Raw genomic sequence first — 23,837 nt, 5'->3', positions numbered from 1 at the left:
CGACATACGGAAAGCCATCCAAAATTCTGTCTTCGGAAGGTCCCCCAAATTTTTTTGCTTTTCAAAGGTTATTTCCAGATTTTACAAAAAATTTACATTCAGCCGGAACAAAAAGTTCCAAAAGTATTCGTTTTCACCCATTCTGCAAATGACGGTGTCATACCAAAAATCTATTTTATGTCATAACAACAATCAAAAAACAGGTAAAAACATGAAATTCGTATTTCTCTGCGACGCCAACTACCTCAAGGGCGACATGGTCAACTTCGTGAACAACTTCCCCACCAATCACGAACTGGTGACCATGACTAGCGACGAACTGCTCCAGACCAAGTCCATTTTCGAAGGCACATTCGCCGTGCTCGCCGAACGCACCACATGGCAGAAGAACTTCAGCCTGTTCCGCTACTTTGGCCTGCTTCCGCTTTTGGAAGTACTCCCGCTGGGCATCGTAAGCCGTTCTCGCCGTAGCGAACCGCTCAAGGGTCGCACCCAGAACCGCAATCAGGAAATCTATTTCAACCCGAGTGCTACCGCCGAAGAACTCTACCTTCAGGTGGACAAGTTCGTGGCTGCCCCACCGGCAGGTTTCACCTATCCCCGTGGCACTCAGAAGGCCTAATTAAGGGACATGCAGCACAAGGTCTTAAATGACCTGTACAGGCAAGGCGGAATCACCTTTTTCGCTTTTCCGGGCGAAACCGAGATTCCGCTTGAACCCTTGCAGAACCTTGCGCTGGCGCTAAACGCCGGCGCGCGTTTTTTAGTGATTGATTTTTCCGGTAAAAACAGTCTCAAAGGTAATGCCCCTATTTCTGCATGCGACCTTTTCGAGCAAAAGCTCTCCCAAGAAAATCTGAACGAATTCAATTCCACTGAAAGCAATTGGACCATTACGGGCTCAAGGTGTTTTCCGCAAAACGACGACCAGTTCAGAAACTTCTACCACAACCTGCAACTGCTCAAGAAGGCAACCGCGCAGATTGTAGCCATACTCCCCCTGGAAATTAACGACCAGGAAGCTTATTACGCAAAGCTGGTTTCAAGACTAATCGTAATCGACGGCGAAAGTGCCGCAGAAGCGTCAGCCTTTTTGGAAGACCTCCCCCATTTCAACAAGTCAAACCTGCTTTGGCTTTTTCCGCAAAAACCCGACAAGAAGAAATTTTACCACGCCTACAGGGCAGTACGCCGTAGCCATTCCTTTTTTAAGGAAATCCGCTTGTGCGACTGGAAAAAGAAACCTGAAGAGTTCGCCAAGATTATCGAAAATCTGCACAAGTTTTCAATTCTTGAAAAGAACCCGCTGGATGGAACCTCAAAGGTTTTCAGGTCTATTTTCCCGATTTTGTTCTTGCTCGCTATTGCACTCCCGTTTTTCTTTGTGACCAAGACGGATCCGAGCATTTCAAATATGCGCGACCGCATTCACGAACGCGACAAGCTTTCGGTGGCCCCATCGTTCGAGTACACCTTTGACGGCAAGGAATCGATGCAGCGTATCGGGCGTTACGCCATAGGCCGTTTTAGCGCCTTGATCACGACCGAAAAAATGGTCCAGAAGTATGTCAATGTGACTCTGGAAGAAAACGGCTACCCCATCAATTCCTGGGAAAACAACGGAAAGAACATTCCGCCTGCAGGAACCGTAATCAAATTCTCCCGTCCCGACTATATCGGCAGCACCGCATCCGATTCCATTGGCGCCGCCTGGAAATACTGGACGTCAATCGTATCGGACAGTGTCGCCTACCTGACAGAATTTTACCACGAAGTGGCCACCTCGAATTTCAGACAACATAACGGCATCGATGTAGCAAGCCGACAGGGAGCAAGAATCCTCGCCCCCTTCGCCGCCAAAGCATGGACTGCCCGCGACGAGCGCGGCGGAATTGTCATTGGACTTGTTCGTCAAAAAGACGTCGTGATTTTCATGCATTGCGATCAGCTGCTTTACCTTGATGGTCAAGAAGTTATGGCCGGAGACCCCATTGCAACTGTGGGACTTACCGGACACACGACTGGGCCTCACGCCCACGTAGTTACTGGGCTTATTTCAAAAAATGGAAACAAAGTTATCGGCAACGTTAGATACAAAGTAATTGACCCGCTCAAGTGGTTTTACATATTCAAACCGACTGCCGAAGCAGTGGGTAGCAGACAGTAAAAGTGAGCCTAATCACATAGACAACCAAAAAGTGTTCTCTAAACGTTTTTTTAGAGCCGTTGTAAGCTATTTGTTACATTCTGAGCCTCGCCAAAACACCCCGTTTTAAATAACTTTTAAATTGGAATTAGGGATTTGGAATCAACAAAGAAAAAAGGATAAAAACAAATGAAGTTTAGAGTTCTAGCTCTTGCAACCTTTACCGCAGCCCTCCTTACCGGATGCTCCGGTGTCGTCACACCCACTGTTCAAGTAGCTAGCCACGACTCAGCTCACAATATCCCCGCCATTGACGAAATGATCGTCGCTTACAAGACGGATTACATCAACAAGTGCTACATTCCTGTCGCCAAGAAGCATCCGCCTGAAAATCAGTGCCAGTCCGAACTTTTCCAGATGCTCGAACGCAACTACCACCTGGACTACAATCAGAACCATGTGGCAATCGCCTCTAACAAGTTGCTGTTCAAGGACATAGACGCAAAGATTATCGAAATGTCCCGCAACGATCCTGAAGTACGTAACGCTATTCGCGCAGGCGCCTTCACCAGCACAAGCGAAATGCTCAGCTACTACCACGAAAAGTACCAGTTCGACACTCAGGTAGAACAGTATTAGGAAGATTGAATTTTATTCTTCGGTAAACAAAAGTCCTGCAGTCATTCTGCGGGACTTTTACTATATTTACGCCGCAATTAATCAGCCTTGGAGAATAATTCGAAAAGGCATAAAAAAGAGACAAAACTATGGGAAAATCACTCTATCAGAAGATTTTTGAAAGCCACACGGTAGCAAAGCTCCCGAGCGGCCAGTGCCAGCTCTTTATCGGGCTCCACCTCTGCCACGAAGTCACGAGCCCGCAGGCTTTTGCGCAGCTCCGTGAAGAAGGCCAGAAGGTGCTGTTCCCGGAACGCACTTTCGCCACGGTGGACCACATCATTCCGACCACGTTCCCGGAACGCAACCGCCCGCTCAAGGACGGCATTTCCGAAGAGATGTTCTCCCATATCGAAAACAACACCAAAAACAACGGCATCAAGTTCTTTGGCCCCGCCACCGCCGAACAGGGCGTTATCCACATCGTGGGCCCCGAAGAAGGCGTGACCCAGCCGGGTATGACTGTTGCTTGCGGTGACTCTCACACGGCAACCCACGGCGCATTCGGCGCTATCGCTTTCGGTATCGGCACGAGCCAGGTGGCAGACGTTCTCGCCACCCAGACCCTCGCCATGAGCCCCTTGAAGACTCGCCGCATCAAGTTCACCGGCAAGCTCAAGCCGGGTGTGACCGCCAAGGACGTGGCACTTGCCTACATCGCTAAGCTCGGCGTGAACGGCGGCGTTGGCTACGCTTACGAATTTGCAGGCCCCGTCATCGAAAACATGGGCATGGAAGGCCGTATGACCATCTGCAACATGGCTATCGAAGGTGGCGCCCGCGTCGGTTACTGCAACCCCGACGAAAAGACTTTTGAATACCTCAAGGGCCGTCCGTACGCCCCGAAGGCCGACAAGTGGGACGAAGCCGTTGCTTACTGGAAGTCTGTGGCTACCGACGCCGACGCCCAGTTTGACGACGAAGTCGAAATCAACTGCGACAACCTCGAACCGATGGTCACCTGGGGTATCACTCCGGCTCAGGCCATTCCGCTGAACGGCAACATGCCGAAGATTAGCGAATTCGAAGGCAGCGAAAAGAAGGTCATCTCCGAAGCTTATGAATACATGGGCTGGGAAGAAGGTTCCAAGATGATTGGCCGCCCCATCGACATCGCGTTCGTGGGCAGCTGCACCAACGGCCGCCTCAGCGACTTGCAGGCCGCCGCCGAAATCATCAAGGGCCACAAGGTCGCCCCGACTGTGAAGATGTGGGTCGTTCCGGGCTCCATGAAGATCAAGGTGGAAGCCGAAGCTCTCGGTCTCGACAAGATCTTTAAGGAAGCCGGTGCCGAATGGCGCGAAGCGGGCTGCTCGCTCTGCCTCGCCATGAACCCGGACAAACTCAAGGGCCGCCAGGTGAGTGCCTCCTCCAGCAACCGTAACTTCAAGGGCCGTCAGGGCAGCCCGTCGGGCCGCACCATCCTCATGAGCCCCGCCATGGTGGCTGCCGCCGCCATCGAAGGCTGTGTCACCGACGTCCGCAAGTACATCAAGTAACGCAAGGAGATTTAAAAAATGAATTCTATCGACATTGTTAAAGGTTCCGGCGTTCCTGTACGCGGCAACGACATCGACACTGACCGTATCATCCCGGCACGCTTCCTCAAGTGCGTCACGTTCGAAGGCCTCGGCGACAACGCCTTTGCCGACGATATCGCAGGCCTCGCCGCTCAGGGCAAGGTTCACCCGTTCCGCGATCCGGCCTACAAGAACGGCTCCATCCTCGTCTCGAACCAGAACTTCGGTTGCGGTTCCAGCCGCGAACATGCTCCGCAGGCTCTCAAGCGCTGGGGCATCCGCGCCATCATCGCCGAAAGCTACTCCGAAATCTTCTTCGGTAACTGCGTCGCTATCGGCGTGCCCTGCTACAAGGTAAGCCACGAAGTGGCTGACAAGATTCTCGCCTGGATCGAAGCACACCCGAGCGAAGAACTCGTGACGAGCACCGAAAGCCGCACGCTCAAGATGGGCGACGAAACCATCGAGCTCACGCTCGCTGACGGCCCCCGCGGTCAGTTCCTCGACGGCTCCTGGCACGCACGCTCCGCCCTCATGGCCAACGCCGACAAGGTGCAGGAACTTGCAAGCAAGCTGCCGTACATGCAGTTCCTTAAATAGACTAAAGACGAAAGACGAAAGACGATAGATTTTTCTCAAAGATCTTTCGTCTATCGTCTAAAGCGAAGCGTTCTTTCGTCTAAAGAAAAAAGCGTCCAGGTTCAAAGCCTGGGCGTTTTTGTTTCGTGTTCCCCTAAAAAAGTTAGTTTAAATGTCAAAATAAGCATCGAAGTATAAACTCTTCAGAAAGCGACTTTTTTATTTTGAATAACAACTTGACTCAACGAAACGTAGGATGATTGAAGGCCTACATAGGTCTTTTCTAAGTTCCATACCAATTTGGACAATCTTTTGAACAGGTTGAATTCCGTATGGAACCCTTGCCGTACTGACGTTCAAATGTTTTATTTATTTGTGATGTGCTGGTGTACTTTGCGAACACTCCATAAAAGTCTTGATTCAATTCATTGGAATGCCATTTGCAATACACTACTTCTTTTCCCTCGCCAATTTCATACCAATTTGGGCAATCTTTTGAACAGGTTGAATTCCGTATGGAACCCTTGCCGTACTGACGTTCAAATGTTTTATTTATTTGTGATGTGCTGGTGTACTTTGCGAACATTCCATAAAAGTCTTGATTCAATTCATTGGAATGCCATTTGCAATACACTACTTCTTTTCCCTCGCCAATTTCATACCAATTTGGGCAATCTTTTGAACAGGTTGAATTCCGTATGAAACCCTTGCCGTACTGACGTTCAAATGTTTTATTTATTTGTGATGTGCTGGTGTACTTTGCGAACACTCCATAAAAGTCTTGATTCAATTCATTGGAATGCCATTTACAATACATAACTTCTTTTTTTTCAATTTTTTTCATATCTTTTTTCGCTTGTGATTTTGTATTATCAGTTTTTTTTACAGAATCAGAAAAAGCATTCAGAATTTCAAATGGCAGCGCAAGCCATTTTAAAAGCAATATCAAGTAATCTTTCAAATCATTCGCAAAATTGTTTCTTTCACGAGGATTCCTACTTTTGAAATTTCTGTAACCAACTACAACAACCACAAGGAACAATAAAAATAATTTATATTTTCCCTCTATATTAGACTCATCCAAGAAAACATAAATTGATATTAATGCAAGAACTACAGCACCCGCAGAAATGCAACCTATCTTTTTTCTAAATCCAAATTCAGCAACCACAAAACAAATCAAGGCGAAAACAAGCAAGCCCCAAGCATCTTCAGATCTTTTTTTAGGGGAATCCTGTTCCTGTTTAATGACCAGATACTTTTCGCTTGCGTATCCTGTAATAGAACCATATTTAATCTTGCAAAAGCCGTTGCTGCACGTATCAACAAAGACTTCTGTTTCTTTTGGAAGTTTTTCAATAACCGCAGAGTTTACAGAAGAAGTTTTTCTGACATTCAGTACGTTTGCATCAACAATTGCCCTGTGAGAAGCAAAGGAGCAAAGTACGGAAAACAAAAGCATTGTTATAAAAACACGCATAGACAACAAACTACCTCACCTTTTTGAACGCACATAAAAGATTGTACTCTTCGCAAGATTGATTTTGACGAACCGTCTTTTCGTCAAGTAGAGTTAAGCCATTTTCAATCATTTCCCTTTTAAAATCAATTAAATATTGTTCCTTTTCAGTTTTTCCTGTCCGCCAGAAATCGGCAACAACCACAATATAAAGATGTTTGACATTTTTAATTCCCTTGAGTTTTTCTTCGGATGTGTTTGCGATTTTTTCCATACGTTCTACGTCAGCTTTGATGGAATCGACCTCGCTCTTGGTCATAATCCGTTTTGCCTCAATCATAAAAGCAGTGCCTTCATCAATAATTAAAGAATCAACGTGTTCTTTGGTGTATTTAACGGGAGCTTCTTGCCAAACAACTAAATCTTCATTATCAGATAAGGCTTCGTACTGTGCACAGAAATTATGAGTTAGATTTCGTTCTGTAAAACCGACGGATCCCCACGATGGGTAAAAATCCTTAAGGATATGCTCGTAACGATTCTTGACGGCATTCATAACCGGTTCAAGAATGTTGGTCTCAACAGATTTTTCATCAGATTCTACACGAGTCATCTTAAGGCACATTTCGTCGTTCCTGTTCGGATATAGCATTGGACCATCTCTAAACTTACATCTTTTTCATGAAATTGGAGCGTCCAGGTTCAAAACCTGGGCGTTTTTTTACACCATTTCAGCCTTGAGCTTTTCAGCGAGTTCAATCACTGCATCATCACATTTTCAAAACTGGTTTGAAAAGTAAGCCAATTTACAATTCAGTTATCAATTTTATTCAGAAATTCCGAATACTGAAGAATTGGAATTCCTGCATGACTTTTCAACTCTGTTAAATCCTTGTCACCGCTCACGATGCAATCTACAGGGACACTTTCCGCCATAGAAAGAATGAAGATATCCTTAATATCCCTGATGGGCGATTTTGCCTGGATGGTAATCGGAGTCCAATAGCAAACATTATCGACCATGTCTTGGAATGCTTGCCGAGATTCCGCAGAAATGATGGCATCGAATTTCGGTCGAGCGATGACGGTCTGAATTTCTTCCAACAACCGCTCGCTCATATACACATGAACATCGTTACGGCATAAAACATCAGCAAGCGTGGACAGACGCTTGCCTATCATAAAGGATATCCACAGGTTTGTGTCGAAAAGGACTTTCATTTCCCGTAACGGACCGCGTTGACTTCGGCTGCGATTTCTTCGTCGGTCATCATCGGAGTCTTGGGGCACGAATCAATGAATTTCTGGACAATGCTACGTTTAGACCGCACGGTCCATCCCATACGAGTCGCCAGAGTTTCCATGATGCCCAAGTCCTGGGTCGGTATTGTCAGAACTAGATCTTCCATATAAACCTCCCTTATAATATACATTATTCAAATTTGATGTGCAAACCCATCCTAGGTAGAAACCGCAAGTTAAAGCCTAACAGCCCTCTTTTTCACATAAAAACCAAGCAAAACGCTAAAACAACAGCCTATTTTGTCAACTACACCTTCCCGGCCTTGAATTTTTTCAATGTATTCTAAAAAAAACTACATTTCAACTCATGCTCTCCTCACCTATCGACAACATTCTTGTAGAAAAAGCGAAGCGCCAAATGCAGTTGTGCAACGGCGAGAACGTTGTCAAGACGTACAGGATTTCGCTTGGCAAGAATCCCGTGGGTGCGAAGGTCAAGTCCGGCGACAACAAGACGCCCGAAGGCGACTACACCATCGAAAGACACAATCCCAAGAGCATTTTCCATTTATCGCTCCGAATTTCGTACCCGAACGCAGAGCAAATCAAGGCCGCAAAAGAAGGCAACTACAAGCCCAGTGGCGACATCATGATTCACGGCTACCCGAACAAGATTCCCGCATTCCTCTTTAAATTCTGGCACAAGTGGAAAGACTGGACCGCAGGTTGCATCGCCGTCACGAACGACGAAATCGAAGAAATCTACGACGCCGTCAAGGACGGAACTCCGATAACCATCACGCCTTAGAAGCTGGCTTTTAGGGCGGAGCCCTACCCTAACAAATCAAGCATCTGCCGGGGCGTGACAACAACAGGTGTCTCAGGGAAATGCTTAACATTTCCCGTCACAAGATGCGTTTCGACTGTTTTGCCGTGTGCTAACGCGACTGCATAAAAAACAATGTCCTTAGGGTCCGGCATCGATTCGCGAATTTCAACCAAGTCAGATTCCATCACGCAAAGGCGATTGATTTGCAACAAAGTTTCAGCGATTCTTACAGGCGAAAATCCGAATTTAGGTCTGTTGAGAACAACCCTATATTCCTCAAGAATTTCTTCATTCAAAACAGGAACAATCCGCCCATCAAATACAGCCTGCAAAACGAAACCTGGAACAGAATCCCATTTCAAAAAAGCAGACACAAGAACATTCGTATCGATTACAGCATAAAGCTTCATCGACCATTCCTTGCCGCATCGATTTCAGCATTAATTTCGTCCAAGGACATTTCAGAAGCACCAGCACGAGCCGCATCGGCGGAAAGTTGCTGCATGGTATTCAGCATCCTGCCGGCCACTGTCCGGCCAGAAGCATCATAAAAAGCACGACGTTCTGCAACAAACTGCGGAACAGTTGCGGAAGAAACCTCAAACGGAATTCGACGTTCACGCACAACAGCACGAGCGAAGACATTAATAGCCGTCGTCATAGACATGCCGAATTCTTCGCACAATTCATCGAACTCTTTTTTAAGATCCGATTCCATCCTAATACTGAATGTTGTTTGCGACATAAAACGCCTCTTTAGGTTTCATTACATACCAAATATACACAAAAACACACCTAAAAGCAACCTCATTGATAAATTATGTAATTTTTTGGGGTTTTAGGGCGAAGGGGAAGCGGAAGCCCAATGGAGATCCCCGCCTTCGCGGGGATGACATGGGGCTGTAACGACCTTTGGACACTTGGCCTTTAGGCCTTAGTGTACATGGCCACCTTTAGGTGGTGGGGAGGCTTCCCCCTCTTTTTTATTTAAATTTCATAATAACCCATGCTCTCCTCACCTATCGACAACATTCTTGTAGAAAAAGCGAAGCGCCAGATGCACTTGCGCAATGGCGAGAATACCGTCAAAACGTACAGAATTTCTTTGGGCAAGAATCCGATCGGAGCGAAGGTCAAGTCCGGTGACAACAAGACGCCCGAAGGCGACTACACCATCGTGCTTCACAACCCCAAAAGCAAATTTCATTTATCGCTCCGAATTTCGTACCCGAATGCGAAGCAAATCAAGGCCGCGAAAGAAGGCAACTACGAGCCCGGCGGCGACATCATGATCCACGGCTACCCGAACAAAGTTCCGGCGTTCCTCTTTAAATTCTGGCACAGGTGGAAAGACTGGACCGCCGGCTGCATCGCGGTCACCAACGACGAAATCGAAGAAATCTACGCCGCCGTCAAGGACGGCACGCCGATAACAATTCTACCTTAATCCACTATGGATATCAAAGTTCTCCGAGCAACAGAAGAATGGCAACGTGCGGGTGCGTACAGCGTGCGCATCCAGGGCATGAACCGGCAGCACCACATTTCGCTCCGCGAGGAGTTCGACGAGCACGACGGCGACGGCACCAAGTACATTGTCTTGCTGGATGACGAATATCCGGTTGCCACCTGCCGTTTCTATGAAATTGACGCAGACACGGCAACCATCGGCCGCGTGGTCGTTCTGCCGGAATATCGCGGACAGAAGCTCGGCGCCATGGCCGTGCGCGAAGCCGAAAAGTGGATTGCCGAATGCGGCTACAAGCAGATCGTCATCGACAGCCGCATCGAGGCGGTCGGCTTTTACGAAAAACTCGGTTACAAGAGTGCCAGCGAAAAAACTCACCAATCCGGCGTCTTCGAATGCACTCGGATGAAGAAAATACTATCGCCCACGCCCATCATTCTTAGGTACTCCACATGACCACACAAGACTCAAACTTCGGAAAAATGTACCAGGTTTCGACCTTGAACGCGCTACTTCTGGGCTACACTCGGAAGGTCGTAGCGGTACGGGACTTGCTTGCAAACGGCGATACGGGGCTCGGGACCTTCGAAAACGTCGATGGCGAGATGATTGTCGTGGACGGCCACTGCTACAGGGCTTCCGACAACGGGACGGTGACGGAGACTCCCCCTGACTGCGGGGTACCCTTCGCGTCCGTTTCTTTCTTGAAGGGGTCAAAGAAATTTGAAACCGGCACTGTCGAAAGCATAAACGCGCTGAAGAACCTTATGGACCTGAAAATCGAGGAGGGCTTCGGGCTGAACAGCATGCACATGGTGCGAATTGACGGGTTCTTCGAGAAGGTGGACGCCCGCTCCGAAAACGGTTTGAAAAGCCAGCACGTGGAGCTCAAGGACATCCTCGACTTAAACCAGAAATCTTTCACTTTTTCAAACATCCCGGGCACATTAGTTTGCCTGTACTACCCCGATTACATGGCGGGAATCAACGCGACCGGGTGGCATTTTCACTTTATCTCCGATGACCGGAGTAAGGGCGGGCACGTTTTTAACATTATCATAAAAAACGGAACGGCCATTCTTCTAAAATAGAAATGCAGCTTCCCTGGGAAGCGTCCTTCGATACATACACCTTGACAAAGGTTTCCCAGAAGGATGTCAAGAAAGTGGAGCAGGAAAACCCAGCGGATTCCTAAACAAACAGGTTTACCCGCGATACCTGGTTTTATACCCGCGGTTCTCGGCAGGGCGCAAGTCGTTCGGGTACATCACGTCGGTGTAGATGTCTTCTTGCAGCTTTTTCACGAGCTTGTACACTTCCGCATAGTTGGCAATGCTGTCTATGGAAATGCCCGCATTAGTCGACCTTCCTCGCCCGTTCAGCGTTGCCGGGTTCGCCTGGGCCGAGGTCGTGATGATATCGCCCACGCCAAACCACTGGTCAAAAATGCCGCGGTGCAAATCTACGTGCGAAAGTTCCGCGAAAGGCTTTGACTGGTAAGTCCTAGCAAAGACACCTCCGGAAGCGTAGATTCCTTTATCCGTAACGATGTAGGCCTTATTGCGGTACCGTCTGAACGAGAGCAGCGCCCCGCCCAGGTAAATCCATACGGGCATCAGGTGGAGCGCCATGAAGGGGACAATAAAGTAGGCCACTTGGTCCGACTGGTCCGAAGAAAAGGCAGTCCCGATAAAGAACATGTCGAAAAATCCCCAGACGAGCGCGAACGGGAGCATCGGATTGAAAATGCATTCAAAAATGAAGCACCTCTTGTCGGGCTTGCCGGCATACAGGATTTTTTCATCTTTCCCTATCAGAAGCGTCAGTTCATTGTCCATATCACACCTCGATTCTATGGCTTAAATATATAACTCTAAAGCCTGTTGCGGACAGTTTATTCAATAAAGCCGGCGTGGAAAGCAACAAAAGTTTACAATTTATCCATGTTTTCATAAACAAATGTTAGACACTTGTTTTTTTTATAATATATATTGCAATACAGAGTGTTTGGCATTTTTTCAAAACTAATAAGGAGTACAAAATGAGAAATCATTTGCTTATACCGGCTCTCGCGGTATTGGCTATTGTTGCTATCCTCGCCGGTTGCGCAGGAACAAAAATCGAGCGAAATTCCGTCCCAGGCCTCGATATCAACGGCAAGAAGCTATGGATTCTTGTCGACGAACAGAAGGCATACTCCGGCTACACCACCAAACTCGATTCCATTTGGCAGCACGACGCGCAGAAAAACAATCTCGAAATTGAATACAAAAAGAACGAAGCTCTTGCTCTGGAACCTGTCAAACCCAAGTCTCTTTTTGAGCAATGTGGAGATTCCTACCTAATGCACACCTGGGTGTCTGGAAAATCTCAAACCACGCAGTACGATGCTTCCACCGGCATGATCATGGGCGGTTCCAGTGAAGTTGAATACACCTCGGTCATGTACGACTGCAGCACAGGCAAGGTCGCCTGGAAGGCAATCTTGAAAACAACCGGTCACGAACTTTGGGCACAAAGTGAGTTCGTCAAAGGAATCATCAAGGACTTCCACGAAAATTCAATCTTAAAAGAGGAGAAATAATGAAAAAACTAATCACGCTTCTGTTTGCAGCGTTCCTGCTCTGCTCTTGCGCTCCCGCAATTCAAAAAATGTCCAATTTTGACAAGGCATATCCCCTGAAGGGCAAGACAGTCGTTGTAGTTTCTGAATCGCACAAGGAAGTTTCCGATTTCGCAAATTCGGTGACCACCACTATGACAGACACCCTCAACACCCACGGCGTTGTGGCCAAGGCCTTCGTTCAGGACAAGAGCTCGCTTTCGTTGAGTGAAAGCCCTGTGGCTGATTTTGCCAAGGAACAGCAGGCCGAATTCCTCCTTGTCCAGAATTTCACCAAGGTGAATCTTTACAACGCAGCCCTGTCCAGCTTTGAAGAAGAACTGGTCCTGTACTCTATCGAAGAAAAGAAGCCCGTATGGAAGGCTTCTATCAGCTGGAACAATCCCATGCCCCTGGGTAACGGTCCCGGCGTGACAGCTGCTCGCCAGAGTGCCATGGAATTGCTGATTGCCGACGGATTTGTTGCCGCAAACCAGTAATTCATTTCACCATATAATTTAAGACGCCCGGCATTGCCGAGCGTCTTTTTTTAATTCTATTGCCAAAGCAATTAACTGGCGTTATCCCAAGCGGTTGTTGATGACGTTCCAGTCCACAATCTGCCAGAGTCCCTTGAGGTAATCAGGGCGGCGGTTGCGGTAGTCAATGTAGTAGGCATGTTCCCACACATCGAACGTAAGGAGCGGCTTGAGGCCCTTGGTGAGCGGGTTCTGGGCGTTACCTTCTTGCGTAATCACAAGCTTGCCCGAAGCATCGGCAGAGAGCCACACCCAGCCGGAACCGAAGAGGCCAGCACCCTTTGCCTGGAATTCTTCCTGGAACTTTTCGAAGGAACCGAAATCGCGGGCGATGGCGTCGGCAATTTTACCCGTCGGAACGTTGCCTGCAGACGGAGCCTTGAACTGCATGAAATACATGTAGTGATTCAGGAACTGGCCTGCATTATTGAATACACCGCCTTCGGCTACTTTGACGATATCTTCGACAGTCTTGCCTTCGAAAGCGCTACCCGGAAGGGCTGCGTTCAAATTATTGAGGTAAGTCTGCAGATGCTTACCGTAGTGGAATTCAATAGTTTCCTGGCTGAGAACTGGAGCCAGGTCACCTGCGGCATACGGGAGTGCCGGCATTTCAAATTTTCCGTTAGATTGTTGAATCATACTTTCCTCTTCTTTGATGGTTAAATGCTACTTTCAATAAATTCCTTGCGGAACGTGCCGTTACCGAGCAAAATGTCAATGGGCAACTTTTTGAATTCATATTCGTATGGCGGCTGTTTCCAGGCGAAATCCTTCGGATATTCGTTGAAAATGTACTGCAACAGCTTTACCGCCATATCAAAACTGCGGAACTTGTCGCGGTCGAGCACGTGAATCTGCGCTCCCCCGCAAATCTGGCCCGCACCCTTGTGGAACGTGGGCTGGAAGTAATTTTCGCGGAAATACACGCCCGGGAGCTTGAGGTCATTCATGTACTTGCAAAGCTTGACGGCATCGATAAACGGGGCGCCGAAAATTTCGAACGGACGCGTGGTGCCGCGGCCTTCACTCACGTTGGTCGCCTCGAACAGGCACATGCCGGGGTAAACGATAGCGGTATCGAGGGTCGGCATATTGGGGCTCGGCAGAATCCACGGAAGACCCGTCTGATCATACCACATCTTTTTGTCGTAGCCTTCCATGCCGAGCACGTAGAGTTCGCTCTTGGGGAAGCGTTCTTCCTTAAACTGCACCGCCAGTTCGCCAATGGTTTTTGCATGGCGCGTACGGATACTGTGCAGGCCCACGAAACTCGTGTAGTCCAAATCCAGCACCGGGCCTTCTTCGTCTACACAGTTAATGGGGTTCGGGCGATCCACCACAATCACGGGGATTCCAGCCTTTTCACAGGCTTTCATACAAAGGAACAGCGTCCAGATAAACGTGTAGTAGCGGGCGCCCACATCCTGCAAGTCCACAAGCAAAACGTCCACGTGGCTGAGCATTTCGGCAGTGGGTTCGCGGTGTTCGCCATACAGGCTATAAACGGGAATGCCCAGTTCGGGGTCGGTGTAACCTTCCCATTCGATCATGTTGTCCTGGGTGTGTCCCTTGATGCCGTGCTGGGGGCCAAAAAGGGCCGAAAGCTTAAAGAGTTTGCCGTCGTATTCTTTGAGCAAATCGAGAGTATAATGCAGGTCCGGGAGAACAGAAGCCGGGTGCAAAACCGCGCCGAGGCGCTTGCCCTTGAGATTTGCGGGGAAAACTTTTTCAAATTGTGTAAGAGCGAGAGTTACCATAGTGATTCGTTGGCAGTTGGCAGAACTTAGTCAGCAGTGATTAAGGGTTAGGGGTTAGACTACTTTTTTCAAGAAAATATAAATAAAAGGCGCCTGGCGGGGCCTGGAAACGAAAAAAAATCCAAAAATGGCACAAAGTGACAGACGGATTTTTTTATTTTTACCCTAGAACAAAAAACAACTAGGATTAATTATGGCTTATTTGAATAAAGTGATGCTTATCGGCAATATCGGCAAGGACCCCGTCATTAGCGCAAGCGCAGCAGGTCGCAAGCGCGTATCGTTCTCCTTGGCCACCAGCCGTCGTTATCGTGATAACAATGGTGAACAGAAGGAACAGACTGACTGGCACAACATCGTGGGTTGGGGCAAAATCGCCGACACGATGGAAACGCTCGGCGTGCACAAGGGCATGACCCTCTATGTAGAAGGTTCGCTCACCAACCGCAGCTGGACCGACCAGACGACCGGCCAGAAGCGTTACAGCACCGAAGTCAACCTGGACACTTTCCAGCTTTTGACGCCGCGTGGCCAGAATGGCGGCAACTTCCAGGGAGGCAACTCCTATAGCCAGTCCAACAACTTTAGCCAGGCAAGCGCCCCCTCTTACGATGCTCCGGCACCGGAAGGCGTCGACGACGATCTGCCGTTCTAAAAAATGAACCAGCAAATTGCAGATATCGCTTTGATGATGGTGCTCCCCCTGGGCATCACCTTTACAGCTATTCTCATGTCCGTTTCTGCAGAAACACGCACCAAGATCATGATGGGCGTGTTTTTGTCGTTCCTGATTGTGGCAATGGATTGCATATTCTTCTTCGCGAAGAACTCGTTCATCGCCTACAACTGCGACGGCGGACTCCTGCTTTCATTCGCAAGCCTGTTTTTCTTCGCAATCATAGGCTTTATCCGCTTTGACGACCGCGCGGCGAAGGTCGGAAACATCTTCCTCGCCTTCTTCATGCTGTCGGCCTTCATGGGAATCGCCTACTGGGACCGCCCGACGTTCATTCCGACATCGGACTACACCGCCGAAGAAATCGCCGCGATGAATACCAAGTACCAGGACTACATCGCATCATTCCAAAACGGTGAAGGTGGACAGATTCTGCCTAGTTCCAGCCAGATAGCCCGCCACAAGGCGCAAGCAGGAGGCCAGGCAAGCAAATCCAACAACGACGACAAGGACCTGAGCAGACTCGGCAGCTACTTGGTTGACGCAGAAACCGTCATCAAGCGCATGTACGACATTACCAACGCGATTGACGCTTTTGGCACTTTACCGTCTAACATTTCGGAATCAGAACGCGAAACCCGCAGCAGCCAAGCGCTTGCCATCAACAACAATGCAGTCGCCTTGAACAAGAAGGTTCTCGGGCTATTCCACCCGCATGAATCCAGCGACGCGCATAAGGAACTGATACAAGCAAGCGAATGCGTGCGACTCGCCGCCTACGCGCTCTACAGCTACACGCTCCAGGAAAACCCGGAGCAGCAACTGATCCAATACAGGCAGTCCAGAGACCAGATTGGCCAGATGAAAATCTACCTGAAGCGTTTCTGGAACGCCACTGAAGCTTTACAATCAAACAATCAACAACAAACCGAACAATAAAGGTTAATTATGATTCGCAACGTAGCCATTATGGGTGCCACGGGCGCCGTAGGCCAAGAAATCCTTTCCATCCTCGAAGAACGCAACTTCCCGCTGCAGAGCCTGAAGCTCCTCGCTTCTGAACGCAGCGCCGGTAAGGAATTCAAGTTCAAGGGCGAAACCCTCAAGTGCGAAGTTCTGAACAAGGATTCTTTCAAGGGGATTGACCTGGTGCTCAGCTCCGCTGGTGCCGCAATTTCCCAGGAATTTGCTCCGATCGCCGTCGAAAACGGTGCCGTGGTCGTGGACAACACCAGCTTCTTCCGCATGGATCCGGCAGTGCCGCTGGTTGTCCCGGAAGTGAACCCCGAAGACATCAAGCTCTACAAGCCTGAACTCGGCGGCAAGGGCATTATCGCTAACCCGAACTGCACGACCATCATGATGGTTGTGGTGCTCAACCCGATCGAAAAGATTTCTCACATCAAGAAGATCCACATTTCTTCTTACCAGAGCGCTAGCGGTGCAGGCGCCATCGCCATGGAAGAACTCAAGCAGCAGTACAAGGACATCCTCGAAACCGGTACGACGACGCACATCAACAAGTTCCCCTTCCAGCTCGCCTACAACGTGATCCCGCAGATCGACAAGATGACGGAAAACGACTACACGAAGGAAGAAATGAAGATGTACAACGAAACCCGCAAGATCATGCATTCTGACGTTCGTACGAGCGCCACCTGCGTGCGCGTGAGTTCGCTGCGTTCTCACTCTGAATCCGTTTGGTTCGAAACCGAACGTCCGGTTTCTGTCGAAGAAATCCGCAATGCCTTGAAGAACGCTCCGGGCGTGACCCTCAAGGACGATCCGCAGAACTATGTGTACCCGATGCCGCTCGAAAGCGCCGGCAAGGACAACGTGTTCGTAGGCCGTATCCGCAAGGACCTCGCCGACGAGAACAGCAACACGCTGTGGCTCACCGGTGACCAGATCCGCAAGGGCGCCGCCCTCAACGCCGTGCAGATTGGCGAAATCTTGGCCAAGGGTGTGTAATTCGAAAGATTGCGCGACTGCGCAACTTTCGCTTTAGCGAAAAACATTTAAAAAGCCGTCCTGCAAAGGACGGCTTTTTTGTATTCAGCAATTTTTTAGCAAGTTCAAACTAGCGAAGAAGCGTCCTCGACAGAGCCTTGCCGTTCTGTTCCAGAACAATCAACGCAACGCCTCGAGCATCTACGGCACCACTCAAATTCACTTGATGCACGCCTTCGCTCATTTTGCCAAGCGAAACAACCTTCTGCAACACCCCCTTCAAATTATACACCTTGACGTTCGTCATTCCCGAACGGGAAAGCGTTACCATAGCTTGCAGGTTTCGGCGGTTTCCATATAGTTTAAGGCCATTAGCGCCCTTCACGGCTACCACGTTCGGCTTCGCAATTTCAATCGGAGGACCATCTTCGATAATTTCGGGAAGCACTCCTGTCGTAAACACAAGGTGCGGGAAGGAGAGCGTATCGTTCAAAGTCCAATACTTGTCGAAATCAGTCCAGTTCTTGTATAGAGACGCATTCTTCATTTCAGTAAACGCAACGCCGTCTACCGTTGAATCCGTTCCAAACCCGCAGCCATCCTTATTGTAAAGGGCATTTTTTACAGATCCGTCGTTTCCTGCCACAAAGCAGCCGGCACCATAAAGTTCAGCGCCGCTTGCAACAGTCTTTCCAGCAAAGAATACGTTTTCAATATTCTTTCTATTCGTACCGACAAATCCAGCAGGTTCAACCTTACCAGAAACCTTTCCCGTAGCATAGGCATTCAAAATGGTTCCACTGTTACTCGAAACGAAACCAGCGCCTGTGTATTCACTGGTGACATTTCCCGTAGCGTAGGCATTATTGATTTGACCTTCATTGGAACCGACAAAGCCGCCCGCCGTATACGACACATCATAACCTGTGATTTTTTCAAGAGATCCAGTCGCATAGCAATAGTAGATATTGCCCTTGTTCACGCCGACAAAGCCGCCAAAAACAGAATACGAATGCACATCACCCGTCGCATAGCAATTGAGAATTTTTCCTTTATTTACTCCCACAAAGCCGCCAGCATGCATGCCACCAACGACTTCCCCGCTTGCGAAACTATTCGAAATAATACCGGTAGAGTCATTTTGACCGACAAAGCCACCATAAGTATCACCGGATCCCTTATTACCGTTATTCACATGGCCCGTCGCATAGCAACTATCGATTTTGCCGCTATTGCGGAATACAAATCCTGCCAAATTGTTGAACGCATCAACATTTGCTTTCGAATACGAATTCAATATAGTGCCGACGTTGTTCAAAGCGAAACCAGACACAAGTCTCCCAGGGAATGAATCGGCAGAAACCGTGCCTTCCATACGGGAATTCTTGATGATACCAGCATTGTGAACAACGAAACCGCTAGAACTATCGGAATGAACATTCGTCTTGGCAAAGCCGTTTTCGATGACCCCAGTCGTATCGTTCGTTCCAACAAAACCAGCCGCACCACGGTATTCACCAAAAACAGTATCGGCATCGACACTGGAATTCTTGATGGTTCCGCTATTATACCCAACCAGGCCAGCCGAATTGTCATTCATCGAATAAATTGAACCATGAGAAACACACGAATCAATCGTTCCCGTATTATATCCGGTCACACCGCCCAGATAACGGTTTCCATGTTCAAGAATTCCATTGATTTCAGCAGAAACAATTAGGCCTTCATTGTCACCGGCAACTAAACCAAGTTTTTGTCCGTAATAAGTAGACCGCATGTCGGCATCGACTTTCACGTTACGAATAACCGATTTTGTTCCGGTATTGCTACCGACAATACCGCCGACACTTACACGATCATTAATGCCATAAACGACGCCACTAAAGTCTACATCTTGAATGATGCCGTTTTCATTAATACCCACAACACCACCCGTACTAACCGGGGCGCGCACCGTATCACGCTTGAGCTCAACATTTTCAATCAAGCCAAAATTCATTACGGCCACAGAGCCAGCTGCCCAGACAAACTTTACCGAAATAAAGCAATCGGACATTTTCAGATTCTTGACAACACCATTAGGGCCTACAGCCATAAACATGGCCGTTGAACGAGTATCCGTCGACATCGAATAAAGATTCGATATGGTATGATCCGCGCCGTCAAATACGCCGCCAAAATAAGACTGCTCTGTTCCATAGTACGCTATGCCTATCGGCTGGAATCCGGCAGTAGAATCGACTGCACTCGTCTCGTTCCGGGAAGCAGACGCATCGATATCGGCAGTCAACACATAATGACCGTTCATGCTGTAGTCACCAATACCTACAGCCTTAAGGTCTTCGTAATCGGCGACCTGCCATGGACTTTCGGCGGTTCCCGCACCAGCCATTTTACCATTTGTAGCCAAGCATGGTACAGCCAGCAAGGCCCCCAAAAAAATGGAGAGTTTTTTCAACATATTTCCTCCTTCTTATGAAAATCTATTTTCCCAGTTGGTCCGGGTTCAGGCACTTGAGTTCATCTATAACGAACAGGCCGTCCTTGCGGATGAGCTTGTCATCGAACCAGATTTCGCCGCCACCGTATTCCGGACGCATGATGAGCACCAGATCCCAGTGGATAGCGCTGATGTTGCCGTTCGGGGCTTCTTCGTAGCAGCGGCCCGGCGTAAAGTGGATGGAGCCAGCAATCTTTTCGTCGAAGAGGATATCGCACATGGGAGCATTCACAAACGGGTTGAAGCCGATAGCGAACTCGCCCACATAGCGGCCGCCTTCGTCGGTATCGAAGAGCGCGTTCAGGGCCACGTTGTCACCGGATTCGCAAGTGGCGTTTACAATCTTGCCGTCCTTGAATTCGAGGCGAATATTGCTGAAATACTTGCCATCGTAAAGCGTCGGCGTATTGTAGTGAATCACGCCGTTCACGCTGTTACGCACCGGGGCGGTATAGACTTCGCCGTCGGGGATGTTCATGTTGCCGCAGCACGGAATCGCAGGAATGTCCTTGATGCTGAAGGTCAAATCGGTTCCGTTTGCCACAAGGCGCACCTTGTCGGTACGGTTCATGAGGTCCACGAGATTCTGGGCGGCCTTGGCCATCTTCGGATAGTCGGCAAGGCAGGCTTCGAAGTAGAAGTCTTCGAACGCCTCGGAACTCATCTTGGCACCTTGCGCCATCGAGGGGTTCGGCCAGCGGAGCACGCACCAACGCGTCTTATTCACGCGGTAGTTAAGCACGTCTTCGTTGATCTTGCGGTAGTTGAGCATCTGGCGGCCATCGATATCGCAATTTTCGAGAGCGTTATCGGCGCCGCGAATGGCGATGTAGGCCTGCATCTTCTGCATTTCGGCCATAGCGAGGTCTGCCTGAAGCTGCATCTGTTCGATGGTCGCCGACTTGATCATTTCGCGACGGACACGGCCGCGGTAATTATGCACGAAAGCGTTTCCGCCCACCTTGGCAACAGCCTTCACGAGTTCTGTCGAGACTTCGTCAGGAGTGTCGGTCGTTTCGATAAGGATGTTTTCGCCCTGCTTAAGTGCAATGGCATTGTTAATCAAATTTTCAGCTAGCTTTGTAACGCGAGGATCTGTCATTTCTATACTCCTGTTTTCATGTAAAATATAATAAATATAACGGTCAAAAAGAACGAGGTTGGGCAAAGCCCAACCAAGTAGATTCTATTCCGAGAACGTGAAGGGTATGGTCACCGTGGTATTGCCCGATTTCACCTTGCTGAATGTCCAGCGACCGACTGATTTCTTGATTTCATTGTCGAATTCGCTGTAATCCGTCGTGGACGACACCAGCGACATACTGATGATTTCGCCACCCGGAGCAATCGTGAACTTGAGCGTTACCTTTCCTTGGAACCCCGGCTTCTTTTTGAGGTATTTATTGTAGACATGCCGAAGTCCAGGAGTACGCTGACGGACAACCTTCATGATATCTGCAGCGGAACGGGATGACGGGCCGGAGCCCCACTCGATATCCGTTTCCTTGGGAGCCTTTATATTTCCCATAGCCTTGGTCGATATAGCTCCAGCAGAGCCACTGACCAGGTTCGAGATATCGTCGCCGATACCGCCGCTGCCACCGGCAAACATGCCTTGGTTAAATCCGTCTGAAATTTTTCCACGGACTTCACCAATCTTTGTTTTACCCGTGACCTGCAAGCCATTCGTATTCTTGAGAACCTTGTCGATATCCTTGGCAAAACTTTGCCTGATCAAATCGTAAGCGGCAGCCGAAGCATTTGCAGTCTGTGCCTCTAGCGCATGAATCACGCCACGATTGAGCGGGGCTCGAGGATTACCACGCCCTACGGGTTTCCCGCCAGTGCCAGGCCTTTTACTTTGGATATCTTTCGGTTTTCGTTCTGGTTTCTTGTCGGGCTTTTTTTCCTCCTTTTTGTCGATGATGTTCATGGTTGCTGTGATTTCGGTGGTTGGCGGATCCACAAAAATGGAATCGTCAATCAGCACCTCGTACGTCGTTGCCCAGAAGCACAGAAGAATCGCGACAAGAAGCGATACGCCTGCAATGCGCACCATCTTTTTGTCGGAATCCGGCAACAGGGACGCGATGAACGAATCCGGTGTTTGGATTACTGCTGTCATGATTTTATCCTCCCTTTAACAGGGTTTTGATGGATGTTTTAGGGTATAGGCAGGGACACTACCCTTTTGACAGGGCATTATTCTTGCCTTTGGAACAGACTCCGGAACGGGACTTTAAAAGGCAAGCCCATTACACAAAGTCAAATATGTCAGGGAAACAAAACGACAGAATAAAGGAATTAATTTATCTGTATTTCATTCTATATCCGTTCCTTTACTCGGAATTAGAACAAGATATTTCTTTCTTCAAAATGAAAACTACAAACAAAAAAAAGAAAGGTTTCATCGCAAACGGTAAACAAATTTTCATCTGCAAAATTGTAAACTCATACAAAATAACAGACTCCGCGCCATTACTGAGATTGAGCGCGAATTGAAGCTTAGGCTGCTGCCAGCCTGATTTACAAAAAACCTTTCAACTTGATTTATTCCACTATGGAATAAGAACACCCCAAAAAAGGACAATTTTCTTACAAACATGTAACCAAGGCAAAAGGACTTACCTATATTTCACACATCATGAAACTTTTAGCGACTCCTCCCGATTTAAATAAGATAGCGCGCCCGAACTGGATTGAAATCAACTTAGACGCACTCTGCAACAACATTCAATTTATCAGAAGCCAGATTCCGGCCAACACGAAGATTCTTTTGCCCGTCAAGGCGGACTCTTACGGTCACGGAAGCCTCGCCTGCTCTTTTGCCGCCAAATTCGGCGGTGCCGACTACCTGGGCGTTGCCCACATTAGCGAAGGCATGTTGCTTCGCCAGTACGGCATGGACTTGCCGATTCTGGTGCTTGGCCCCTGCACTCCGGCTGATTTCGCCTACTTCGTAGAATTCCAGCTGACCGCAGCCATTACCGACATCCGCACCGCCATGGCGTTCGATCAGTTCCTCCGCGACACGGGAACCACCTGCAAGGCCCACTTGGCCATCGATACCGGCATGAACCGCTACGGTTTTGACGCCGAAGACTTTAACAACATCCGCGCAGCCCTCAGTCTCAAAAACTTGCACTTCGAAGGCATGTTCACTCACCTGGCCACCGCCGACATGCCGGGGAACCCGAAGACCGAAATTCAAATTCAGCGCTTTACCCGCCTGGTCGACGTGCTTGAAGCCGAAGGACTCCGCCCCGAGATTTGCCACTGTTCTAGCTCGGCAGGAACCCTCACCCACCCCGAAAGCCACTTTGACATGGTTCGCCCAGGCCTTGCCCTTTACGGCTACAACTGCATGGGTGCAGCGCCGTCCCCCTGGCCGATCAAGCCGGTGATGCGAATCAAGTCTACCATTCGTCACATCCACGATGTAAAGCCCGGCGAAACCGTGAGCTACGGCGGTTACTGGATGGCCCAGCAGCCGACCCGCATCGCCACAATCGCTATCGGTTACGGCGACGGCTACCTGCGCGGCGAATACAACAAGGGATTCGTGTTCATTCGCGGACAGCTCTGCCCGATTCTTGGCCGCGTGTGCATGGACGCCACCATGGTTGACGTGAGCCACATTCCCGATGTGCAAGTCGGCGAGACAGTCGATGTCGTGAACGGTGAACTGGATTTTCGCATTTCGATGGAAAGCGTGGCCGATGACCACCATACGATTCCGTACGAATTAACAAGCCGCGTCGCACGCCGCCTGTATCGTAAGTATTACTGGAAGAACCGCCTGGTACGTTGGGATTACCTGCGCAAGGAATTCGGCGTCAAGGACTTCAAGGAATACCCGCTGCGATAGCCAAAATCTATATAAACTAAA

27 protein-coding genes are annotated in these 23,837 nt (G+C 49.0%); 15 read left to right on the top strand and 12 right to left on the bottom strand.

Translation table 11 applies throughout. The features are described from left to right. The first annotated feature begins 211 nt into the window (after window positions 1-211). The 5 genes from B9Y58_RS03190 (at window position 212) to B9Y58_RS03170 (ending at window position 4,944) form a co-directional block, all read left to right on the top strand. Window positions 212-622: a hypothetical protein gene (locus B9Y58_RS03190; RefSeq protein ID WP_072797564.1), complete on the top strand. Its 411-nt coding sequence runs from the start codon at window positions 212-214 to the stop codon at window positions 620-622. 9 nt (window positions 623-631) lie between these two features. Continuing rightward, window positions 632-2,167 (top strand): M23 family metallopeptidase, encoded by a 1,536-nt coding sequence (locus B9Y58_RS03185; protein WP_073054150.1) that lies wholly within the window; start codon window positions 632-634, stop codon window positions 2,165-2,167. A gap of 168 nt (window positions 2,168-2,335) precedes the next feature. Next, window positions 2,336-2,785 carry a putative periplasmic lipoprotein gene (locus tag B9Y58_RS03180; protein ID WP_073054148.1) on the top strand — a complete coding sequence of 150 codons (450 nt, stop codon included), beginning with the start codon at window positions 2,336-2,338 and terminating at the stop codon, window positions 2,783-2,785. A 128-nt stretch (window positions 2,786-2,913) separates the two neighbouring features. Continuing rightward, entirely contained in the window at window positions 2,914-4,323 is a 1,410-nt protein-coding gene (leuC, locus tag B9Y58_RS03175) for a 3-isopropylmalate dehydratase large subunit (RefSeq protein ID WP_073054146.1), read from the top strand. Between the two features lie 18 nt (window positions 4,324-4,341). Beyond that, the gene (locus B9Y58_RS03170) at window positions 4,342-4,944 is read left to right on the top strand and encodes a 3-isopropylmalate dehydratase small subunit (RefSeq protein WP_072978188.1); all 603 of its coding nucleotides are present in this window, start codon (window positions 4,342-4,344) and stop codon (window positions 4,942-4,944) included. A gap of 262 nt (window positions 4,945-5,206) precedes the next feature. On the opposite strand, the gene B9Y58_RS03165 is transcribed toward B9Y58_RS03170, so the two are convergent. The 4 genes from B9Y58_RS03165 to B9Y58_RS03150 all read right to left on the bottom strand — a co-directional run bounded on the left by B9Y58_RS03165 (window position 5,207) and on the right by B9Y58_RS03150 (window position 7,791). Beyond that, the gene (locus B9Y58_RS03165) at window positions 5,207-6,403 is read right to left on the bottom strand and encodes an SH3 domain-containing protein (protein WP_233247846.1); all 1,197 of its coding nucleotides are present in this window, start codon (window positions 6,401-6,403) and stop codon (window positions 5,207-5,209) included. 10 nt (window positions 6,404-6,413) lie between these two features. Beyond that, on the bottom strand, window positions 6,414-6,995 hold the full coding sequence (locus B9Y58_RS03160) for a hypothetical protein (protein ID WP_143154634.1): 582 nt from the start codon (window positions 6,993-6,995) through the stop codon (window positions 6,414-6,416). 200 nt (window positions 6,996-7,195) lie between these two features. After that, window positions 7,196-7,603 carry a putative toxin-antitoxin system toxin component, PIN family gene (locus B9Y58_RS03155; RefSeq protein ID WP_073054139.1) on the bottom strand — a complete coding sequence of 136 codons (408 nt, stop codon included), beginning with the start codon at window positions 7,601-7,603 and terminating at the stop codon, window positions 7,196-7,198. Beyond that, window positions 7,600-7,791 (bottom strand): hypothetical protein, encoded by a 192-nt coding sequence (locus tag B9Y58_RS03150; protein WP_073054137.1) that lies wholly within the window; start codon window positions 7,789-7,791, stop codon window positions 7,600-7,602. Before B9Y58_RS03150 ends, B9Y58_RS03155 begins: the two co-directional genes overlap by 4 nt. Window positions 7,792-7,991: 200 nt before the next feature. Between B9Y58_RS03150 and B9Y58_RS03145 the strand changes: the two genes are divergently transcribed. Further along, entirely contained in the window at window positions 7,992-8,432 is a 441-nt protein-coding gene (locus tag B9Y58_RS03145) for a L,D-transpeptidase family protein (RefSeq protein WP_083532190.1), read from the top strand. Between the two features lie 23 nt (window positions 8,433-8,455). On the opposite strand, the gene B9Y58_RS03140 is transcribed toward B9Y58_RS03145, so the two are convergent. Both B9Y58_RS03140 and B9Y58_RS03135 read right to left on the bottom strand, forming a co-directional pair. Then, entirely contained in the window at window positions 8,456-8,863 is a 408-nt protein-coding gene (locus B9Y58_RS03140) for a putative toxin-antitoxin system toxin component, PIN family (protein WP_073054133.1), read from the bottom strand. Then, the gene (locus B9Y58_RS03135; RefSeq protein ID WP_073054132.1) at window positions 8,860-9,198 is read right to left on the bottom strand and encodes a type II toxin-antitoxin system RelB/DinJ family antitoxin; all 339 of its coding nucleotides are present in this window, start codon (window positions 9,196-9,198) and stop codon (window positions 8,860-8,862) included. The genes B9Y58_RS03140 and B9Y58_RS03135 overlap by 4 nt, the downstream gene beginning before the upstream one ends. A 261-nt stretch (window positions 9,199-9,459) precedes the next feature. On the opposite strand from B9Y58_RS03135, the gene B9Y58_RS03130 reads away from it, so the two are divergent. From B9Y58_RS03130 to B9Y58_RS03120, 3 genes are read left to right on the top strand one after another with little or no spacing between them, the layout of a single operon-like run. Beyond that, window positions 9,460-9,900 carry a L,D-transpeptidase family protein gene (locus tag B9Y58_RS03130; RefSeq protein ID WP_073054130.1) on the top strand — a complete coding sequence of 147 codons (441 nt, stop codon included), beginning with the start codon at window positions 9,460-9,462 and terminating at the stop codon, window positions 9,898-9,900. A 6-nt stretch (window positions 9,901-9,906) separates the two neighbouring features. Then, on the top strand, window positions 9,907-10,377 hold the full coding sequence (locus B9Y58_RS03125) for a GNAT family N-acetyltransferase (protein ID WP_073054128.1): 471 nt from the start codon (window positions 9,907-9,909) through the stop codon (window positions 10,375-10,377). Beyond that, complete coding sequence (locus B9Y58_RS03120; RefSeq protein WP_199220935.1) at window positions 10,374-11,012, top strand: acetolactate decarboxylase; 639 nt, start codon at window positions 10,374-10,376, stop codon at window positions 11,010-11,012. Before B9Y58_RS03125 ends, B9Y58_RS03120 begins: the two co-directional genes overlap by 4 nt. Before the next feature lie 114 nt (window positions 11,013-11,126). Here the strand turns inward: B9Y58_RS03120 and B9Y58_RS03115 are convergent, their stop codons facing one another. Further along, window positions 11,127-11,759, bottom strand: coding sequence for a PH domain-containing protein (locus B9Y58_RS03115; protein WP_073054126.1), 633 nt, complete (start codon window positions 11,757-11,759; stop codon window positions 11,127-11,129). A 203-nt stretch (window positions 11,760-11,962) separates the two neighbouring features. On the opposite strand from B9Y58_RS03115, the gene B9Y58_RS03110 reads away from it, so the two are divergent. Both B9Y58_RS03110 and B9Y58_RS03105 read left to right on the top strand, forming a co-directional pair. Continuing rightward, window positions 11,963-12,505: a hypothetical protein gene (locus B9Y58_RS03110; protein WP_085534747.1), complete on the top strand. Its 543-nt coding sequence runs from the start codon at window positions 11,963-11,965 to the stop codon at window positions 12,503-12,505. Then, window positions 12,505-13,023: a hypothetical protein gene (locus tag B9Y58_RS03105; RefSeq protein WP_073054122.1), complete on the top strand. Its 519-nt coding sequence runs from the start codon at window positions 12,505-12,507 to the stop codon at window positions 13,021-13,023. Before B9Y58_RS03110 ends, B9Y58_RS03105 begins: the two co-directional genes overlap by 1 nt. A gap of 81 nt (window positions 13,024-13,104) precedes the next feature. On the opposite strand, the gene B9Y58_RS03100 is transcribed toward B9Y58_RS03105, so the two are convergent. Together B9Y58_RS03100 and B9Y58_RS03095 are read right to left on the bottom strand one after the other, a co-directional pair. Then, window positions 13,105-13,704, bottom strand: a complete 600-nt coding sequence (locus tag B9Y58_RS03100; protein ID WP_073054120.1) for a superoxide dismutase — start codon at window positions 13,702-13,704, stop codon at window positions 13,105-13,107. A 20-nt stretch (window positions 13,705-13,724) separates the two neighbouring features. Continuing rightward, the gene (locus tag B9Y58_RS03095) at window positions 13,725-14,822 is read right to left on the bottom strand and encodes an exo-beta-N-acetylmuramidase NamZ family protein (RefSeq protein WP_073054118.1); all 1,098 of its coding nucleotides are present in this window, start codon (window positions 14,820-14,822) and stop codon (window positions 13,725-13,727) included. 193 nt (window positions 14,823-15,015) lie between these two features. Here B9Y58_RS03095 and B9Y58_RS03090 point away from each other — a divergent pair, with 193 nt between their 5' ends. Genes B9Y58_RS03090 through B9Y58_RS03080 form a run of 3 tightly spaced genes read left to right on the top strand, consistent with a single transcriptional unit; the run spans window position 15,016 to window position 17,469 of the window. Further along, window positions 15,016-15,477 carry a single-stranded DNA-binding protein gene (locus tag B9Y58_RS03090; RefSeq protein ID WP_073054116.1) on the top strand — a complete coding sequence of 154 codons (462 nt, stop codon included), beginning with the start codon at window positions 15,016-15,018 and terminating at the stop codon, window positions 15,475-15,477. 3 nt (window positions 15,478-15,480) lie between these two features. Further along, window positions 15,481-16,437, top strand: a complete 957-nt coding sequence (locus B9Y58_RS03085) for a hypothetical protein (protein ID WP_085534746.1) — start codon at window positions 15,481-15,483, stop codon at window positions 16,435-16,437. A 9-nt stretch (window positions 16,438-16,446) separates the two neighbouring features. Next, on the top strand, window positions 16,447-17,469 hold the full coding sequence (locus B9Y58_RS03080) for an aspartate-semialdehyde dehydrogenase (RefSeq protein WP_073054112.1): 1,023 nt from the start codon (window positions 16,447-16,449) through the stop codon (window positions 17,467-17,469). 109 nt (window positions 17,470-17,578) lie between these two features. On the opposite strand, the gene B9Y58_RS03075 is transcribed toward B9Y58_RS03080, so the two are convergent. The 3 genes from B9Y58_RS03075 to B9Y58_RS03065 all read right to left on the bottom strand — a co-directional run bounded on the left by B9Y58_RS03075 (window position 17,579) and on the right by B9Y58_RS03065 (window position 22,073). After that, window positions 17,579-19,909 (bottom strand): GLUG motif-containing protein, encoded by a 2,331-nt coding sequence (locus tag B9Y58_RS03075; protein ID WP_073054110.1) that lies wholly within the window; start codon window positions 19,907-19,909, stop codon window positions 17,579-17,581. A 22-nt stretch (window positions 19,910-19,931) separates the two neighbouring features. After that, on the bottom strand, window positions 19,932-21,050 hold the full coding sequence (locus B9Y58_RS03070; protein WP_073054108.1) for an aminopeptidase: 1,119 nt from the start codon (window positions 21,048-21,050) through the stop codon (window positions 19,932-19,934). Between the two features lie 84 nt (window positions 21,051-21,134). Then, entirely contained in the window at window positions 21,135-22,073 is a 939-nt protein-coding gene (locus B9Y58_RS03065) for an AgmX/PglI C-terminal domain-containing protein (RefSeq protein ID WP_073054106.1), read from the bottom strand. A gap of 519 nt (window positions 22,074-22,592) precedes the next feature. Between B9Y58_RS03065 and alr the strand changes: the two genes are divergently transcribed. After that, window positions 22,593-23,816 (top strand): alanine racemase, encoded by a 1,224-nt coding sequence (gene alr, locus B9Y58_RS03055; protein ID WP_073054102.1) that lies wholly within the window; start codon window positions 22,593-22,595, stop codon window positions 23,814-23,816. Window positions 23,817-23,837: the final 21 nt, after the last annotated feature.

The organism is Fibrobacter sp. UWB15, assembly GCF_900177705.1.
GTDB lineage: Bacteria > Fibrobacterota > Fibrobacteria > Fibrobacterales > Fibrobacteraceae > Fibrobacter.
Note: the sequence above shows the minus strand (reverse complement) of the source record. Positions and strands in the feature narration are given on the sequence as shown.

Bases quoted from the DNA above. Each gene is read 5' to 3' on its own strand.
- B9Y58_RS03115 (WP_073054126.1), bottom strand. From the start codon at position 11,759: ATGGACAATGAACTGACGCTTCTGATAGGGAAAGATGAAAAAATCCTG.
- B9Y58_RS03080 (WP_073054112.1), top strand. From the start codon at position 16,447: ATGATTCGCAACGTAGCCATTATGGGTGCCACGGGCGCCGTAGGCCAA.
- B9Y58_RS03155 (WP_073054139.1), bottom strand. From the start codon at position 7,603: ATGAAAGTCCTTTTCGACACAAACCTGTGGATATCCTTTATGATAGGC.
- B9Y58_RS03160 (WP_143154634.1), bottom strand. From the start codon at position 6,995: ATGACTCGTGTAGAATCTGATGAAAAATCTGTTGAGACCAACATTCTT.
- B9Y58_RS03105 (WP_073054122.1), top strand. From the start codon at position 12,505: ATGAAAAAACTAATCACGCTTCTGTTTGCAGCGTTCCTGCTCTGCTCT.
- B9Y58_RS03130 (WP_073054130.1), top strand. From the start codon at position 9,460: ATGCTCTCCTCACCTATCGACAACATTCTTGTAGAAAAAGCGAAGCGC.
- B9Y58_RS03180 (WP_073054148.1), top strand. From the start codon at position 2,336: ATGAAGTTTAGAGTTCTAGCTCTTGCAACCTTTACCGCAGCCCTCCTT.
- B9Y58_RS03185 (WP_073054150.1), top strand. From the start codon at position 632: ATGCAGCACAAGGTCTTAAATGACCTGTACAGGCAAGGCGGAATCACC.
- B9Y58_RS03065 (WP_073054106.1), bottom strand. From the start codon at position 22,073: ATGACAGCAGTAATCCAAACACCGGATTCGTTCATCGCGTCCCTGTTG.
- alr (WP_073054102.1), top strand. From the start codon at position 22,593: ATGAAACTTTTAGCGACTCCTCCCGATTTAAATAAGATAGCGCGCCCG.
- B9Y58_RS03120 (WP_199220935.1), top strand. From the start codon at position 10,374: ATGACCACACAAGACTCAAACTTCGGAAAAATGTACCAGGTTTCGACC.
- B9Y58_RS03090 (WP_073054116.1), top strand. From the start codon at position 15,016: ATGGCTTATTTGAATAAAGTGATGCTTATCGGCAATATCGGCAAGGAC.
- B9Y58_RS03110 (WP_085534747.1), top strand. From the start codon at position 11,963: ATGAGAAATCATTTGCTTATACCGGCTCTCGCGGTATTGGCTATTGTT.
- B9Y58_RS03170 (WP_072978188.1), top strand. From the start codon at position 4,342: ATGAATTCTATCGACATTGTTAAAGGTTCCGGCGTTCCTGTACGCGGC.
- B9Y58_RS03070 (WP_073054108.1), bottom strand. From the start codon at position 21,050: ATGACAGATCCTCGCGTTACAAAGCTAGCTGAAAATTTGATTAACAAT.
- B9Y58_RS03190 (WP_072797564.1), top strand. From the start codon at position 212: ATGAAATTCGTATTTCTCTGCGACGCCAACTACCTCAAGGGCGACATG.
- B9Y58_RS03095 (WP_073054118.1), bottom strand. From the start codon at position 14,822: ATGGTAACTCTCGCTCTTACACAATTTGAAAAAGTTTTCCCCGCAAAT.
- B9Y58_RS03085 (WP_085534746.1), top strand. From the start codon at position 15,481: ATGAACCAGCAAATTGCAGATATCGCTTTGATGATGGTGCTCCCCCTG.
- B9Y58_RS03135 (WP_073054132.1), bottom strand. From the start codon at position 9,198: ATGTCGCAAACAACATTCAGTATTAGGATGGAATCGGATCTTAAAAAA.
- B9Y58_RS03165 (WP_233247846.1), bottom strand. From the start codon at position 6,403: ATGCGTGTTTTTATAACAATGCTTTTGTTTTCCGTACTTTGCTCCTTT.
- B9Y58_RS03075 (WP_073054110.1), bottom strand. From the start codon at position 19,909: ATGTTGAAAAAACTCTCCATTTTTTTGGGGGCCTTGCTGGCTGTACCA.
- B9Y58_RS03125 (WP_073054128.1), top strand. From the start codon at position 9,907: ATGGATATCAAAGTTCTCCGAGCAACAGAAGAATGGCAACGTGCGGGT.
- leuC (WP_073054146.1), top strand. From the start codon at position 2,914: ATGGGAAAATCACTCTATCAGAAGATTTTTGAAAGCCACACGGTAGCA.
- B9Y58_RS03145 (WP_083532190.1), top strand. From the start codon at position 7,992: ATGCTCTCCTCACCTATCGACAACATTCTTGTAGAAAAAGCGAAGCGC.
- B9Y58_RS03100 (WP_073054120.1), bottom strand. From the start codon at position 13,704: ATGATTCAACAATCTAACGGAAAATTTGAAATGCCGGCACTCCCGTAT.
- B9Y58_RS03140 (WP_073054133.1), bottom strand. From the start codon at position 8,863: ATGAAGCTTTATGCTGTAATCGATACGAATGTTCTTGTGTCTGCTTTT.
- B9Y58_RS03150 (WP_073054137.1), bottom strand. From the start codon at position 7,791: ATGGAAGATCTAGTTCTGACAATACCGACCCAGGACTTGGGCATCATG.